The organism is Yersinia intermedia (assembly GCF_900635455.1).
GTDB lineage: Bacteria > Pseudomonadota > Gammaproteobacteria > Enterobacterales > Enterobacteriaceae > Yersinia > Yersinia intermedia.
Genome location: NZ_LR134116.1, coordinates 1,594,490 through 1,611,925, shown reverse-complemented (window position 1 = coordinate 1,611,925; position 17,436 = coordinate 1,594,490). Strand labels below are relative to the sequence as shown.

Genomic DNA, 17,436 nt, shown 5'->3' with positions numbered 1-17,436 from the left:
CTAATTTTATAAAACACTGTTTTATTTTTTTATGTGCGTGATTGTTTTTTAGTCAACTTGCAACTTATTTGGGCTATAAATTCCTCGCTGTCATCACACTATCCGGCCTTATAACCCTCACGTTAGAAACGAGATGAGCGTATCCCACCACCCGATAGGGGGATAGGAAGAGTTATTACCGAGGTTTCCCAGAACTGTTCAGTGCACACAATAGTTCCAATCCGCCTCAGCTCTGATTTAGAAGCAATAGCGGTAGAGGGGCAAGGGGCCGAAAGATATGTTTACAACGATGCACCAAAGTACGTTTTTTTAACGACACAAGCCTGGAGGGGGGATGGCTGATAAACTTACGCCCAGTCAATTCCTTGAGCTGGATAAATCCTTATTAAAAGGTTTGATACTACGTAGTGGTGGCACCATCTCCCACACCGTGATCCTGGCTCGTTCCTTTAACATTCCGACGCTGGTGGGCATGGACATTGATACTTTATCACCTTGGTTGGGGCAAAGAGTTCAAATCGATGGTAATGCGGGCATATTGGTCGTCTAACTGGATGAAGACATTAAACGTTACTAGCACCAAGAAGAACGCTTACAGGTACAACTTCGTGAGCAGCAACATACCTGAAAAAACCACAAACAAAAAAGCCCAAGCTTGCAATAAGCTTGGGCTTTAAATTTGGCGGAAGGATAGAGATTCGAACTCTAGGACCTGTTACAGTCGACGGTTTTCAAGACCGTTGCCTTAAACCACTCGGCCATCCTTCCAATGGGCAGCATTATCATCTATAGCGTGATGATATGTCTAGTGTTTCATTCAGAAAAAATAGAAATTCGATTCGTTTGGTTAAACTTCACGCCAAAATTGGTCAAAAAAAGCCTATACGGCTAAAAATAGCACTACTTTTGATGGATCACCCGCTGTTTTCAATGCACGTAAAAACCGCCTTCGGTACATAAATATCCTGCTACCACCCTGCCCTAACAATACCCGCATGATGGCTGGCACAAAAAAACGCGGCCAAGTGACCGCGTTATGCCTCAGAACTTATCTTGTAATCAGAATTAGAACTGGTAAACCACACCAACGGCTACGATATCATCAGTGTTGATACCGGCGTTTTTGGTAAAGGTGTTTTCATCCAACAGGTTGATTTTGTAATCAACGTAGGTGGACATGTTTTTGTTGAAGGCATAAGTTGCACCAACATCAACGTATTTCAACAGATCCTGGTCACCATAGCCGTTGCCAAGGTCTTTACCTTTGGATTGCAGGTAAGCCACGGATGGGCGCAAGCCGAAATCAAATTGATACTGAGCTACTAACTCAATGTTTTGCGCTTTGTTGGCATAACCTGCATCAGCGTTGCTATTGCTGAAATCACCGAAACGGGTCAGGTTATAAGTCTGTGTATAGTTAGCCGCCAGATAGACATTGTTGGCATCATATTTCAAACCACCGGTGTATGCATCTGCACGATCACCGTGACCAAATTTCAGATTATTTTGATCAGTAGTACGTAGAGAACTGGCCATCGCCGCGGAAGCACTCACCCCCCAGCCCAGATCGTAAGATACGGACATACCGTAACCATCACCATTCTGGCCTTGTACATCACGGCCATTATTGGTTTCAGTACCGTTACCATTTTTGCCCTGATATTGCAGCGCAAAGTTCAGGCCATCCACCAGACCAAAGAAGTTGGTGTTACGGTAAGTCGCCATGCCGTTACCACGTTGAGACAGGAAGTTATCCGCACCGTATGTATCGCCACCAAACTCTGGCAGTACGTCAGTCCATGAAGTTACGTCGTATAGCACACCGTAGTTACGACCGTAATCCAGAGAACCGTAATCTGCAAATTTCAGACCCGCGAAGCCAACACGAGTGAAGTTGCCTTGATCCTGGCTTTCAGCTTTATTTAGATTTGCCTGATATTCCCACATACCATAACCGGTTAATTGGCTATTAATTTGGGTTTCGCCTTTCAGGCCAAAACGCATGTAAGACTGATCACCATCTTTGCTCTTATCGTCAGAGAAATAGTGCAGACCGTCAATTTTACCGAACAGGTCCAATTTGTTACCGTCTTTGTTGTAAATTTCGGCAGCACCTGCACTACCTGCGACTAATAAAGCCGGAACCAGCAGAGAAAGAACTCGAAGTTTCATCGTTATTATCCTCTATTATTAGATTTGATTATGCCACTGCTCTTTCGAGCAATTAATCCCAATGGGGTTTCTCTATTGTGGGAATAAGATTAGGATTAATCTATACAGAAAGTGCTACCAAGTGACGGATAATGTTTCATATGTCCAATAAAGCATTTCGAAATGTAAATACTAGCGAACTTTCACAAATATTGAAAACACCAAAAATATAGCACTCATAGTCAAGAATAAATATAATTTATATAAATAACAGTGAGTTACAAAAAAACAATAAGCAGCACAAATTGATAAGTAAAACAAAATAAACTAGGGCTATAATACACCCGCTATCATCATTATTTTTACTGTTATTCTCATTGTGGCTTATGCAGCCAGATAAATCGTTAGTGTTACGGCCGGTCCTGGACCGGCTTTTTTATTGCCTGAGATATATCAGAAAGCATATTTATAGCTACTGAGTTATTAACAAGGTGAAATAGTCATCTGGCAATATAATTTCATTGTTTTATTTAAGCACGAATAGCTTAACAGCATCAGACTTATTATTAGTCGACCATGTGGATAGTCATCTAATTATCCATCAATGGCTAAGAAATGGTTATATCGTATTTATACGCAACACCTCTGCTAATCCTTTCTGATTTTACGCCACAACCTTATTGGGAGATACCGCCATCCTGGATGTACTTCTATACCCTAAATAATTCGAGTTGTAGGAAGGCAGCAACTAAGCAAACCCCCAAGAGCTTACACAAGTAAGTGACTGGGGGGAGCGAAGGCAGCCACCAACGCACATGCAACTTGAAGTATGACGGGTATACACACAAAAGTCGCATCATGGCCCAATGGGTCAGTCATGCCATGATCAGTCATACCTTCCCATATGGGCGTAGCGTGCCAACAAATAGCCAAATATAAAAAGAAACTATTGCGCTAATCCAGACAAATCCCTTCGACCCACATTTCTCTTTGTGATAGAAACATCTGTCAATATAACTTATTTATCTCACATGCAGACCGATACCCCATGACCGCCAAAATACATCAACAAACATTGCAGCCAGGTGTTGCTCAACAAGTCTCAACTCGGCTGGCATTCTTTATCGCCGGATTGGGTATGGCCGCTTGGGCACCATTAGTGCCTTTTGCCAAAGCGCGTATTGGTCTTAATGATGCCTCGTTGGGTTTGCTGTTATTGTGTATTGGTATCGGTTCGATGTTGGCAATGCCCCTGACCGGAGTGCTAACAGCAAAATGGGGATGCCGCGCAGTGATTTTACTGGCGGGTGCCGTGTTGTGCCTCGATCTGCCCTTGTTAGTCCTGATGAATACACCACTGACGATGGCCTTCGCTCTGTTAGTATTCGGTGCAGCCATAGGCATAATGGATGTTGCGATGAACATTCAGGCCGTTATTGTTGAAAAGGCCAGTGGCCGGGCCATGATGTCCGGTTTCCACGGTCTGTTCAGTGTTGGTGGGATTGCCGGTGCTGGGGGGGTGAGTGCTTTATTATGGTTAGGGCTAAGTCCACTGGTGGCGATCACCGCTACCGTCACGCTAATGATTGTTCTACTGCTAACCGCCAATCAGCATTTGCTACGAGGCAGTGGAGAACCCCATGACGGGCCACTGTTTGTTTGGCCGCGCGGCTGGGTCATGTTTATTGGTTTCCTATGCTTTGTCATGTTTCTGGCCGAAGGCTCGATGCTGGACTGGAGTGCGCTCTTCCTAACCACACTGCACGGTATGGCTCCTTCACAAGCGGGAATGGGTTATGCGGTGTTTGCCGTCGCGATGACGCTGGGGCGTTTAAATGGGGATCGGATTGTCAACGGATTGGGCCGATACAAGGTATTATTAGGCGGGAGCCTGTGTGCCGCGCTTGGGATCATCATTGCGATTAGCATCGATAGCTCAATGGCCGCTCTTTTTGGCTTTATGCTAGTAGGGCTTGGGGCATCGAATGTTGTCCCTATCTTGTTTACTGCCGCCGGTAACCAGACCGTGATGCCGGCCAACCTGGCGGTTGCATCGATTACCACCATTGGCTATGCCGGGATCTTAGCCGGCCCTGCGGCAATTGGGTTTGTCGCACAATTAAGTAATTTATCGGTGGCTTTTGGCTGTGTGGCATTGCTATTGCTGACTGTCACTGCCAGCGCCAGAGCCGTCACGCGCTAATCAAGGAATATGCATTATCGTTATGCAAAATAACTCGTTATCTACCAGTTCTGCGAATATCACCCGCTGTTTCTGGCTGTTTATCGTACTACTGCTCATTACGATGGGCCTGTATAGCTACAACTATACCAATGCCTATCTGACAGAAAAAAAATACGCGCTAACGGCTATCGCCGCAGGTCTGCAACAACGTATCGATGATTATCGCTATCATACCTATCAGATATACGATTTAGCCAATAACCCCAACATGTCTGAGAAGAGTATTCTCTCAGCACAAGAAGTCCGCCTGCGCCCTGATATTTACTATATTGAAAAAACGCGCCGAAAAACTGACTCGGTCGTTTTTGGCAATCATGAGACAGCGACACTGCCGATGGTCCTACAGATGTCTGACTATCTTGATAGCCATTGGGGCTCACAAAATGATACCTACTCCATGTATTATCTTAACGGCCAAGATAATAGCCTGACACTTATCACCACCCAGGCCTTAAAAGAAGTTACCTCACGCTTCAAAGAAAGTTACCTAACCGTTGCCGCTGAATCTCGCCGCGCGGAGATGCTGCAACAGGCTAATACCTTAGACGAACGTGAGAGTTTCTCTCCGTTACGTAAATTGCGCTTTCAGAACGCCTACTATTTTACCCTGAGAACCACATTTAACCATCCAGGGCATTTGGCTACTGTTATCGCTTTTGACTTGCCTATCAATGATTTAATCCCGACCAACATGGCGCGCTCTAACTTTCTACTGCAACAAGATAAGACGCCCGTAAATGAAGGTATGGCCCCTGAGGACATTGTCGTCACCAGCGTGGCGTTGAATGGTTCCTGGCTGGAATTTTCAGCGCCGCTGGCAAATGCCACGCTGAAAATTGTCTACCGTGTGCCGGTGGGTGGCTTGGCAATCGACCTGCTGAGAAACAACTTTTGGCTCCTTTTGAGCAATATATTGTTGCTCGCATTAGCTGTTTTAGGCATCTATTTTGTGCGTCGCCAATATGTGCGCCCCAGCGCAGATATGCTCGAACAGTTAGAAGCGCAGAAATCGCTGAGCCAAGAGATCATTACCAGCCTGCCACAAGGGTTATTGGTCTATAACTTCAGCAACAGTACTGTTGTCGCCAGCAACCAGATTGCCGATAACCTAATGCCGCATCTTAATCTGCAAAAAATTGCCCATATGGCGGAGCAGCATCACGGTGTGATTCAGGGCACGGTGAATAATGAAGTTTATGAGATTCGGATGTTTCACAGCCAGATTTCACCAGAAACCTATCTGTTCCTACTTCATGATCAGGATAAAGAGGTACTGGTAAATAAAAAGCTGCAACAGGCACGGCGTGAATACGACAAAAACCTGCAAGCACGTAAGCTGATGTTGCACAATCTGGGAATTGAGCTGAATCAGCCTATCAATAGCCTCAATCAAATTGCCCATGAACTCCAGAACACCACCGACTTACAGCAACAGCATGCACTGAAGGCCAAGTTGGTAGAACAAACTGACACTATTGCCGAATTGATAGATAACATTACCCTACTGACGCGGCTAGAGACGCAGGACTGGCAGCCTGAACAGGAAGCCTTCTCCCTATCAGCATTAATCGATGCGCTGCTACTGGAGGTACTGCCTGCCATAAATCAGAAAGGTTTAACGCTGTTTAATCACTATCATGTCAACATTGATCAGGATTACATCGGTGATGAAAAAATATTGTGCAAGATACTGTCGCTGCTGCTGCATTATTCTGTCATTACCACCGCTTATGGGAAAATTACGCTCAATGTTGGCCACGAGCCTGAAAATCCAGAACAACTGGTTATCAAGATAACCGATACTGGCGTCGGTATTTCTGATGAAGAAATCAGCAATCTTAATTATCCGTTCCTCAGTCAAACATTGGTCGACAGATACAATCATGGGTCGGGGTTAACCTTCTTTTTATGTAACCAATTATGTAAGAAATTAAACGGCCAACTCGAGATTCGCAGTAAAGTTGATATAGGTACTCGCTATACAATTCGCTTAACCATGGCTATCCAAAATGAACAAGCGGAGGAGCAAGAAAAACTATTGGACGGTGTCACGGCGCTATTAGATATAACCTCCGAAGAAGTGCGCTCAATCATCACCACGTTATTGAATTCATTCGGTGCTAACTGTATTGTCGCCGATGATCGTTTACCAGGGCGGGATTACGACGTTACCTTAACGGACAACCCGCAACAATATGATAATTTTACCTTATTACTGGCCTCAGATGAGGTAGGTTTACAGCAGTTGCAGGATAATTATATTCGGGTAAATTATAATTTAGGCAGTGCTGTTATTGATGCAATATTATTATTAATCGAGCAGCGCATCATATCAGATGAGTCACAAGAAGAATCTGAATTCATTGATGCTGGTGATATAAGTGCCTATGAGCAGCAACTAAAATCCAGTGACTATTATTCCTTATTTGTTGAGACAGTACCGGTAGATCTGAAGAAACTGTATACTGAACTTCAGCAACGTGATTTCATATCGCTTTCGCAGACGGCACATCGATTGAAAGGCGTATTTGCTATGTTGAACCTGATACTTGGCAAACAGCTATGTGAAACATTAGAACAGCATATCGCAGATGGCGATCGGTTGAAGATCGAAAATAGCATCAGTCAAATTGATTCTTTCGTCACCAGACTGTTGCAGCAAGGTAACCCATAACCATGAACAACCTTAATGTAATTATTGCTGATGACCATCCAATTGTGTTGTTTGGCATCCGAAAGTCGCTTGAGCAAATAGAATGGGTAAACGTTGTCGGGGAGTTTGAAGACTCCACAGCGCTTATTAACAGTTTGTCTAAACTTGATGCCAATGTGCTAATTACCGACCTCTCCATGCCTGGGGATAAGTACGGTGATGGCATCACTCTGATAAAATATATAAAAAGGCATTACCCAGATTTAGCCATAATTGTTCTGACCATGAATAATAACCCCGCTATTCTCAGTTCCGTTTTGGACTTGGATATTGATGGGATAGTATTAAAGCAAGGCGCACCAGCCGACTTGCCTAAGGCATTGGCAGCACTACAGAAAGGGAAGAAGTTCACCCCAGAGAGCGTTGCTAAACTGCTAGAAAAAATCAGTGCTAACGGTTACGGTGATAAGCGTTTATCACCGAAAGAAAGTGAAGTTTTACGGTTATTTGCTGAGGGCTTCTTGGTGACTGAAATCGCCAGAAAGCTCAATCGCAGCATTAAAACCATCAGTAGCCAGAAGAAATCGGCCATGATGAAACTGGGCGTAGATAATGATATCGCGCTGTTGAACTATCTTTCATCTGTAACCATTAGTCAGGTTGATAAAGAACAATAATCTTTATCAACAGAGATACTCTCAAGCCCGGTGTTACTCAGCAGCCTTTGCTCAGCAACACCGAGCTTATTTCTATCCATTCACCCATTCACACTATTAATGTATTAACTCTCGTTATAACCAACCAAACTGCTTAAACCGCTCCCCGTAGCTTCCAGTATCAGGCCTTAAGCTAAAGTAATTGGAGTTACAGCTAACACCCCTGTGGCTTCAAGTACGAAGGCATGAGCTAAAGTAATTGGAGTTGCAGCTAACACCCCTGCGGCTTCAAGTACGAAGGCTTTAACGTGAACGGCGGACTTTGTCGCTATAGTAAACCAACATCTGGCGCAATGTATCCAGTGTCACTGGCTTGGACAAACAGTTATCCATCCCTGCTTCAATGCACCGTTGTTTGCCTTCAGCTAATGCATTAGCTGTTACACCGATGATGGGGAAGTGGTGATTTAGCTGACGCAGGCGCTGAGTCAAACGATAGCCATCCATATTTGGCATGTTCACGTCAGTCAGTACAATATCGACATTATTGGCACTCAATACTGCCAGAGCATCCAACCCATCATTCGCGGTAATGACTTGGTAGCCTAAGGTAGTGAGCTGATCAGCTAATAACCGGCGATTAATCGGATGATCGTCCACAACCAGAATTTGCAGGTCTGCATTTTCATCCTGATTTGCTTTCGGGGCTGGCAACTGTAATGGTGCATTCTCAACCAATGGCTGCTCAAGCAATATCTGGTCCAATAGCGGGACTATCTCCAGCAGGGTCGATGTACTCAGTAACCAATAGCCTGGACGTGTCTCTTGTGGCAAACCAATGTGCTCAATGGAGATTTGAATCCACGTCGATAGCGGTGCATTTATTTGCGGTAAGTAATCACAAATCAGCACTTGCTCCTGCAAAGTCTGTTCATTACTGTAACGCTGGATCGTGGCACCAAAATGGCTAAGTAGATCAAGTAAATAGCTCTCTAGCCGCGCATTACGAATATCTAACCATAACGTTTTCCCTTGCCAACGGTCACTTTGTGGCAATACCGCATTTTTGGCCTGATTGCCATTTTCGGCCAAATACAATGGAATGCGGATAGCAAAAATACTGCCCATCCCCAGTTCAGAAACCACTTCAACATCACCATCCATCAGGTTGACCAACTTCTCACAGATAGCCAGACCTAATCCGGTACCCTGAAAATGGCGCTGCACCCCGGTTCCAACCTGGAAGAAGGGATCAAATAACTGGTTAATTTCACGTGAATTAATCCCCACGCCGGTATCTCGCACCCGAAATTCCAGATAATCGCCGCGCACCCGAACCTGCAAGATAATACAGCCAGTATCTGTAAATTTTATGGCATTATTTAACAGGTTAGAAATCACCTGTTGCAAGCGCACCGAGTCACCTAGCATCTGCCGTGGGACATCAGGCTCAATAAAGCAGTAGAGGCCTAATCGTTTTTTAACCACCAGCGGTAAATAGTTAGCCGTAATATGGGTTATCACCTCCACGGTAGAAAACTCACTCGGCTCAATTTTCAGTTGTTCAGATTCTATTTTAGAAAAATCGAGGATATCACTGATAATTTTGAGTAATAAGCCTGATGAATTATTCATCGCCGTCACCAAACGATCAACACCGTGCGGTAACTCTTTGGTTTGCAATAAATCGAGGTTACCAATAATCCCATATAGTGGTGTGCGTAACTCGTGGCTGACCGTGGCTAAAAACATCGATTTTGATTGGCTGGCCTGCTCCGCTGCGGCTGCCATCTCTTGCAGTGACTCTTCCATTTTGACCCGCGAGCTAACATCTACCAGCACGCAAATAGCCACATCTTCGTTGCGATAACGGGAGTGAACAAAGCTAATTTGCAGATTATTGTTATTACTGGTCATGACATCGACAAAGTTTGCCTGCTGCTCACAAATAATGCGTGTAATACGTTCGCGATCCTCATTCGTCAGCAAATTAATATAGTTATGTGCCAATTCATTGCTGAGGATATTGGTCCCGTCACTAATGCGCAGAATAGAAATGCCGACAGGAGCCGAAGCGACAATTTTACGGTTGAACTGCTCATGTTCCTCCAGCCTCAAGGCGTTATCTTCTGCTGGGTGGAACATTTTTCGCTCAAATAGCCACGCCAAAGTAAAGATCACGACACCAGAAAGCGCGTTCAGAAGAAATGCATTAAAAATTAATAACTTGAATGCATCTATTATCGTTCTAACCGGTAAGGAATAAGCGATACTGAGTGTTGATGGCAGTAAATTCTTTTTTAGAATAAGAGAGTTGTAATCATCAACATAGCCGAAATAAAACGGAGAGTCGGGGTAATCGTCCAATATCGACGCATATCGTTCCCCTGTCGCTAACCGTAATACCGGCTCATTATCCTCATCAAGCAATGTCACGCCGATAGGCAATGACCCAGGAGAGATAAAATCTTCCAGGCGGATAGTTTGCTCAGTACCCACCATCGCTTCTAGCTTGTTCCCCACATAAAGGGGGGTCAGAACATATAAGGTGCCAATCTCAGGCCGTACACCCGGTACTATCCAATACAGCGTACTGTCTTTATCCTGATTTTTAGCATCTCGATATTTTAAAATATTCTCATTCAATGACTTAAGCAGACTCTCCTGCTCCATCGGGGTATTACGAATATCGAAATCCACCATGCACAGCGTGTCGCTACCAATAAAAAATATCCGGTTAAGGTCATAGGCAGCGGCAAAGTTCTCTTTCCAATACAGGATAAGGTTACTAAGAGAATTTAATGAAGAGTGACGCGATGAATTAAGTGCAGCACAATCTGCACCGGCACTAAGCGGATGATATTGTGGTGTCGTTTTGTTTTTGATAAAAGCGCCAGCAGCGATCTCACTGCTTGCCGAGTCCTGGTTTAATCTGTTTTCCGCCATATACTTGATATCACGGATAATATCGGCGGAGTGCCTGATGTAGCTCTGCGCCTGTTCAAAGTTAGTATTATATTCCTGACGGATATCTGATTTTTTTTCGTTGAGAATATTCAGGATATAAAAAGTGGTCAGCAGTGCGCCAAGTGACCATAACATGATGGCCAATACCCGAAACAAGTAACGGGATATTTTCAGTGTCGTGCGAAATGAAGAGAGATATTTCAATCTGATCCCATGATGAAAAGCATTGCCGGACAGGCTGCGTGAACAACAGAATACACTACCGATAAGCCATAAAAAAGCCAGCTCGTAAGCTGGCTCTTGTTTTCAACAACGCATTATACGTTGTCATCCTCGTCTTCAGCGTCGCCTTCTTCTGCTTCATCAGCAGCATCGTCATCTTCTGGTGTGTTCAGTGCAGCATTATCTTCGCCGCCCTCTTCACCGTCTAATGATTCGCCATCAAGGATTTCATCATCCTCTTCTGGCTCAGCAACACGTTGCAGACCGACGACATGTTCATCTTCTGCGGTACGGATCAGCGTCACACCTTGGGTATTACGCCCCACGACACTCACTTCAGATACGCGAGTACGTACCAACGTGCCCGCATCGGTGATCATCATGATCTGGTCGGTAGGTGCCACCTGAACAGCCCCCACAACCTTACCATTACGCTCACTGACTTTAATGGAGATAACACCCTGAGTCGCACGAGACTTGGTTGGGTACTCTTCCACTGCGGTACGCTTACCATAACCGTTTTCAGTCACAGTCAAGATTTCGCCATCACCGCGTGGGATAATCAGAGAAATAACCCGATCATCGCCATTGAGGTTGATACCACGTACACCGGTCGCAGTACGGCCCATCGAACGGACCTGTGACTCAGGGAAGCGAACCACTTTACCCAATGCGGAGAACAGCATGACTTCATTGCTGCCATCGGTCAGATCCACACCAATCAGCTCATCGCCTTCATTCAGATTGACGGCAATAATACCGGCACTGCGTGGACGACTGAACTCGGTCAAAGCGGTTTTCTTCACGGTGCCGCTGGCGGTAGCCATAAAGATGTGACGACCTTCTTCATATTCCCGCACTGGCAGAATGGCGGTAATACGCTCATTTGGCTCAAGCGGCAATAAGTTCACGATCGGACGACCACGTGCGCCACGGCTGGCTTCCGGCAACTGATAGACCTTCATCCAATAGAGACGGCCACGGCTGGAGAAGCACAAAATAGTATCATGGGTATTGGCAACCAACAGACGATCAATGAAGTCTTCTTCTTTGATACGAGCAGCTGACTTACCTTTACCACCACGGCGCTGAGCTTCGTAATCCGTCAGCGGTTGATATTTGACGTAGCCCTGATGGGACAGCGTCACAACCACATCTTCCTGATTAATCAGATCTTCGATGTTGATGTCGGAAGTATTAGCCGTTATCTCAGTACGACGTGCGTCGTTATATTGCTCTTTGATAGCCACTAATTCTTCGCGGATAACCTCCATCAGGCGATCCGGGTTTTCCAGAATAAAGATCAACTCACCAATTAAGGTCAGCAGTTCTTTATACTCATCCAGCAGTTTTTCATGCTCCAGGCCCGTCAGTTTCTGCAAACGCAGATCCAAGATTGCCTGAGCTTGTTGCTCGGTGAGGAAATATCTGCCGTCACGGATACCGTATTCAGCTTCCAGCCACTCAGGGCGGGCAGCGTCATCACCGGCACGTTCCAACATTGACGCAACGTTGCCTAATTCCCATGAGTTGGCAATCAAGCCCGCTTTTGCTTCAGCAGGGGTGGCGGCACGGCGGATCAATTCGATAATCGGATCGATGTTAGCCAGTGCAATTGCCAATGCTTCAAGGATGTGCGCGCGGTCACGTGCTTTACGCAGTTCAAAAATGGTACGACGGGTAACCACTTCACGGCGGTGGCGCACAAATGCAACCAGAATGTCTTTCAGGTTAAGCAATTTAGGCTGCCCTTGAGACAGAGCCACCATATTGATACCGAAAGTCACCTGAAGTTGCGTCAGTGAATAGAGGTTATTTAGAACCACTTCCCCGACGGCGTCACGTTTAATCTCAATCACGATACGCATGCCGTCTTTATCAGACTCATCACGTAACGCGCTGATGCCTTCTACGCGTTTCTCTTTGACCAGCTCAGCGATTTTCTCAATCAACCGCGCTTTGTTCACCTGATACGGGATCTCGTGAACGATAATGGTTTCACGGCCAGTTTTCGCGTCGGCTTCAACTTCAGCACGGGCACGGATATAGACCTTGCCACGGCCAGTACGATAAGCCTCTTCAATACCACGGCGACCATTAATAATGGCTGCTGTTGGGAAGTCTGGGCCAGGGATGAACTCCATCAACCCTTCAATGGTGATGTTTTCATCTTCGATCAGGGCCAGACAGCCATCAATAACCTCAGACAGGTTATGTGGCGGAATATTGGTTGCCATCCCAACGGCAATACCAGACGAACCGTTAACCAACAGGTTAGGGATTCGGGTTGGCATCACTGCGGGGATCTGTTCCGTACCATCATAGTTAGGCACGAAGTCAACGGTATCTTTTTCTAAATCCGCTAACAATTCGTGAGCAATTTTAGACATACGGATTTCGGTATAACGCATCGCCGCAGCGGAGTCGCCATCGACGGAACCGAAGTTGCCCTGCCCATCCACCAGCATATAGCGCAGTGAGAACGGCTGGGCCATACGCACAATTGTGTCGTAGACCGCGCTGTCACCATGCGGGTGATATTTACCGATAACGTCCCCGACTACACGGGCCGATTTTTTGTATGGTTTATTCCAGTCATTACCCAGTACATTCATCGCATACAGTACGCGACGGTGCACCGGTTTCAGTCCATCCCGGACATCTGGTAAAGCACGTCCGACAATAACGGACATCGCATAATCCAGATAGGAGCTTTTCAGCTCTTCCTCGATGTTGACCGGTGTTATTTCTCTGGCAAGGTCGCTCATTGAGCCGCTATCCCTCTACTAATTACCGGATTTAAAGGTACGAAACTATATCACAAAACCCAGATTTTGGCGAAACTACGTGATGTTTGTCGAAACGACTTTATGTCGGGCTGATCCACCCAACTTAGCGGTATTATTCTGCATCAATTGGGAGCGAACATGTATAATCAACACAAAGAAACAGAACAGTGAGAACTCTCCATGCGTGTAGATAACACAGCTAGCCATCAGAATGTCGACGAGCAAGAAATCGCTAAATTTGAGGCGGTTGCCTCTCGCTGGTGGGATTTAGAAGGTGAATTCAAACCTCTTCATCGCATTAACCCGCTGCGTCTTGATTACATTTTACAGCGCTCTGGCGGTATTTTTGATAAGAAAGTGCTGGATGTCGGTTGCGGTGGTGGAATTTTGGCCGAAAGCATGGCTCGGGAAGGAGCCCATGTCACCGGTCTGGACATGGGCTATGAGCCGTTGCAAGTGGCTCGCCTACATGCGCTGGAAACGGGTACCAAACTGGATTATGTGCAAGAAACAGTTGAAAGCCACGCGCAAGCGCACCCACAACACTACGATGTGGTGACCTGCATGGAGATGCTGGAACACGTGCCTGATCCCGCCTCTGTTATCCGTGCCTGCGCTCAATTGGTCAAACCCGGTGGTCACGTATTCTTCTCCACCATTAACCGCAATACCAAATCCTGGCTGATGGCCGTGGTCGGTGCAGAATATATATTGAAAATGGTTCCGAAAGGCACCCATGATTCGAAAAAATTTATTCGCCCATCAGAACTTATCAGCTGGGTTGATCAAACCCTGTTGCGTGAGCGCCACATTATCGGGCTACATTACAATCCGATAACAGATCATTTTAAGCTTGGCGGTAATGTTGATGTGAATTATATGGTGCATACTCAACGGGATAGCGAATAAATCCATCGCGTGGGTAGTGTAAAAATCAAACAATACCCAATAGATTTCGCGTTGTAGCAAGACGGCAACCGAACAAATTCCCAGGAGCTTAGTCCACTAAGTGACTGGGGTGAGTGAGGATAGCCAACACCGCTACGGCGCGAAAGATGAAGGGGATTTTTCTAATGTTTAATAAACCGGCAAACGATCCACTTTTTAAGATTTTCAGTAAAATCTTATCCCCCAGAGCGACAGTAGGTAAGAGCCAGTGATGGCGCAGTCTGAGAGCATTTCGTAACAATTCACCCCCAAGTTATCCACACAATTAAGCGATCTTGTTCACTTGCCAAAAGCCGCAATACTCACTATCTTGTTATCTATCCACTACCCACCCCCTACATATAGTGTTTACATACTGAACAATACACTACAGCCTCAATGATTTTCGTAATCATAGAGAGTGTAGATTTGTGCTGTTTGTGCATGAAGAACGGGGATAAAAGGTCAAGAACACATGAACCAAAGCCTACTTGTTACTAAACGCGATGGCAGCAAAGAACGCATCAATCTGGATAAAATCCACCGGGTCATCGACTGGGCCGCAGAAGGTTTACATAACGTCTCGGTATCTCAAGTAGAATTGCGTTCACATATTCAGTTTTATGATGGCATTAAGACTGCCGATATCCATGAAACCATTATTAAAGCAGCGGCCGATCTTATCTCGCGCGATGCACCTGACTATCAGTATCTGGCCGCCCGTCTGGCTATTTTCCATTTGCGCAAAAAAGCCTACGGCCAGTTTGAACCGCCGAAACTGTTCGATCATGTATCGAAAATGGTGGAGATGGGTAAATACGACAAGCATCTGCTGGAAGATTACACCGCAGAAGAATTCGAACAGATGGACACTTTCATCGACCATTGGCGCGATATGAACTTCTCCTACGCTGCCGTTAAGCAGTTGGAGGGTAAATATCTGGTGCAGAACCGCGTCAGCGGTGAGATCTATGAAAGTGCCCAATTCCTGTACATTCTGGTTTCCGCCTGCCTGTTCTCGAACTATCCGCGTGAAACTCGCCTGGATTACGTGAAACGCTTCTATGATGCCGTTTCCACCTTTAAGATCTCACTGCCAACACCGATTATGTCAGGGGTGCGTACCCCAACTCGTCAGTTCAGCTCTTGTGTGTTGATCGAGTGCGGTGACAGCCTGGACTCTATCAATGCCACCTCCAGTGCCATTGTTAAATATGTGTCACAGCGTGCCGGTATCGGTATCAATGCGGGTCGTATCCGTGCGTTAGGTAGCCCAATCCGTGGTGGTGAAGCCTTCCATACTGGTTGTATTCCGTTCTATAAGCATTTCCAGACGGCGGTAAAATCCTGTTCACAAGGTGGTGTGCGCGGTGGCGCGGCCACGTTGTTCTACCCGATGTGGCATCTGGAAGTTGAAAGCCTGCTGGTGTTGAAGAACAACCGTGGTGTTGAAGGCAACCGCGTGCGCCATATGGATTACGGCGTCCAAATCAACAAGCTGATGTATCAACGCCTGCTAAAAGGTGAAGACATCACCCTGTTTAGCCCATCGGATGTACCGGGATTGTATGACGCGTTCTTCGCCGATCAGGATGAGTTTGAACGCCTTTATACCCAATACGAGCAAGACAGCAGCATCCGTAAGCAACGGGTAAAAGCGGTTGAGTTATTCTCTCTGATGATGCAAGAGCGTGCTTCGACCGGTCGTATCTATATCCAGAACGTTGACCACTGCAACACCCACAGCCCGTTTGATCCGAAAATTGCCCCTGTGCGGCAGTCAAACCTGTGTCTGGAAATTGCATTGCCAACCAAACCGCTCAATGACATCAATGACGAGAATGGCGAAATTGCGCTCTGCACCCTGTCAGCCTTCAACTTAGGTGCCATTGATAGCCTTGACGATTTAGAAGAGTTGGCGGTACTGGCTGTACGTGCGCTGGATGCCTTGCTCGATTATCAAGATTACCCTATTGCCGCCGCACAGCGTGGCGCGATGGGCCGCCGCACCTTAGGTATTGGGGTGATTAACTTTGCTTACTATTTGGCGAAGAATGGCGTGCGTTATTCCGATGGCAGTGCCAATAACCTGACTCACCGCACCTTCGAAGCGATTCAGTACTACTTGCTGAAAGCCTCTAACGCGTTGGCTCGTGAGCAAGGTGCCTGCCAGTGGTTCAATGAAACCACCTATTCGCAGGGTATTTTGCCGATCGATACCTATAAGAAAGATTTGGATACCATCAGCAACGAGCCACTACACTACGATTGGGAAACGCTGCGTAACGATATTAAGACTCACGGCCTGCGTAACTCCACACTGTCTGCGCTGATGCCATCTGAAACGTCTTCGCAGATCTCGAATGCCACTAATGGTATCGAGCCACCACGCGGTTACGTCAGTATCAAAGCCTCGAAAGATGGTATTTTACGCCAAGTTGTGCCTGAATATGAACGTTTGAAAGATGCTTACGAACTGCTGTGGGATATGCCAAATAATGATGGTTACCTGCAACTGGTCGGCTTAATGCAGAAATTCGTCGATCAGGCGATTTCCGCTAACACCAATTATGACCCAACCCGCTTCCCATCTGGCAAAGTGCCGATGAAGCAGTTGCTGAAAGATTTGCTGACCACCTACAAATTTGGTGTGAAGACCCTTTACTATCAAAACACCCGCGACGGTGCTGATGATGTGCAGGAAGATATTCAAAGCCAGCCGGGTGATGATGACTGTGAAGGCGGCGCATGTAAGATCTGATTTTTAGTTCTGGCCCTGCGCGGTAATCGCAAATACGGTTATCGCCGGGCCATTCTTCATTTGCC

8 protein-coding genes, 1 tRNA gene and 1 pseudogene are annotated in these 17,436 nt (G+C 46.2%); 6 read left to right on the top strand and 4 right to left on the bottom strand.

Annotated features, from left to right (window positions below; translation table 11 throughout):
- Positions 1-319: 319 nt before the first annotated feature.
- A pseudogene (locus tag EL015_RS07425) lies at positions 320-574 on the top strand (PEP-utilizing enzyme); the annotation flags it as partial.
- 106 nt (positions 575-680) lie between these two features.
- On the opposite strand, the gene EL015_RS07420 reads toward EL015_RS07425, so the two are convergent.
- Both EL015_RS07420 and ompC read right to left on the bottom strand, forming a co-directional pair.
- Positions 681-768, bottom strand: a tRNA-Ser gene (locus EL015_RS07420).
- A 297-nt stretch (positions 769-1,065) separates the two neighbouring features.
- Complete coding sequence (gene ompC, locus EL015_RS07415) at positions 1,066-2,172, bottom strand: porin OmpC (protein WP_005192384.1); 1,107 nt, start codon at positions 2,170-2,172, stop codon at positions 1,066-1,068.
- Positions 2,173-3,199: 1,027 nt separating this feature from the next.
- Here ompC and EL015_RS07410 point away from each other — a divergent pair.
- Genes EL015_RS07410 through rcsB form a run of 3 tightly spaced genes read left to right on the top strand, consistent with a single transcriptional unit; the run spans position 3,200 to position 7,726 of the window.
- On the top strand, positions 3,200-4,354 hold the full coding sequence (locus EL015_RS07410) for an MFS transporter (protein ID WP_005192386.1): 1,155 nt from the start codon (positions 3,200-3,202) through the stop codon (positions 4,352-4,354).
- Positions 4,355-4,376: 22 nt separating this feature from the next.
- Positions 4,377-7,070 carry a phosphotransferase RcsD gene (gene rcsD / locus EL015_RS07405; RefSeq protein WP_005192388.1) on the top strand — a complete coding sequence of 898 codons (2,694 nt, stop codon included), beginning with the start codon at positions 4,377-4,379 and terminating at the stop codon, positions 7,068-7,070.
- Positions 7,071-7,072: 2 nt separating this feature from the next.
- Positions 7,073-7,726, top strand: a complete 654-nt coding sequence (gene rcsB / locus EL015_RS07400; RefSeq protein WP_005192390.1) for a response regulator transcription factor RcsB — start codon at positions 7,073-7,075, stop codon at positions 7,724-7,726.
- A 282-nt stretch (positions 7,727-8,008) separates the two neighbouring features.
- Here rcsB and rcsC read toward each other — a convergent pair whose 3' ends face one another.
- Together rcsC and gyrA are read right to left on the bottom strand one after the other, a co-directional pair.
- On the bottom strand, positions 8,009-10,876 hold the full coding sequence (gene rcsC / locus EL015_RS07395; protein WP_032907904.1) for a two-component system sensor histidine kinase RcsC: 2,868 nt from the start codon (positions 10,874-10,876) through the stop codon (positions 8,009-8,011).
- A gap of 113 nt (positions 10,877-10,989) precedes the next feature.
- Positions 10,990-13,662 carry a DNA topoisomerase (ATP-hydrolyzing) subunit A gene (gene gyrA / locus EL015_RS07390; RefSeq protein ID WP_005192395.1) on the bottom strand — a complete coding sequence of 891 codons (2,673 nt, stop codon included), beginning with the start codon at positions 13,660-13,662 and terminating at the stop codon, positions 10,990-10,992.
- Between the two features lie 201 nt (positions 13,663-13,863).
- On the opposite strand from gyrA, the gene ubiG reads away from it, so the two are divergent.
- Positions 13,864-14,592: a bifunctional 2-polyprenyl-6-hydroxyphenol methylase/3-demethylubiquinol 3-O-methyltransferase UbiG gene (gene ubiG / locus EL015_RS07385; RefSeq protein ID WP_005192397.1), complete on the top strand. Its 729-nt coding sequence runs from the start codon at positions 13,864-13,866 to the stop codon at positions 14,590-14,592.
- A 493-nt stretch (positions 14,593-15,085) separates the two neighbouring features.
- Positions 15,086-17,371 (top strand): class 1a ribonucleoside-diphosphate reductase subunit alpha, encoded by a 2,286-nt coding sequence (nrdA, locus tag EL015_RS07380; protein WP_005192398.1) that lies wholly within the window; start codon positions 15,086-15,088, stop codon positions 17,369-17,371.
- Positions 17,372-17,436: the final 65 nt, after the last annotated feature.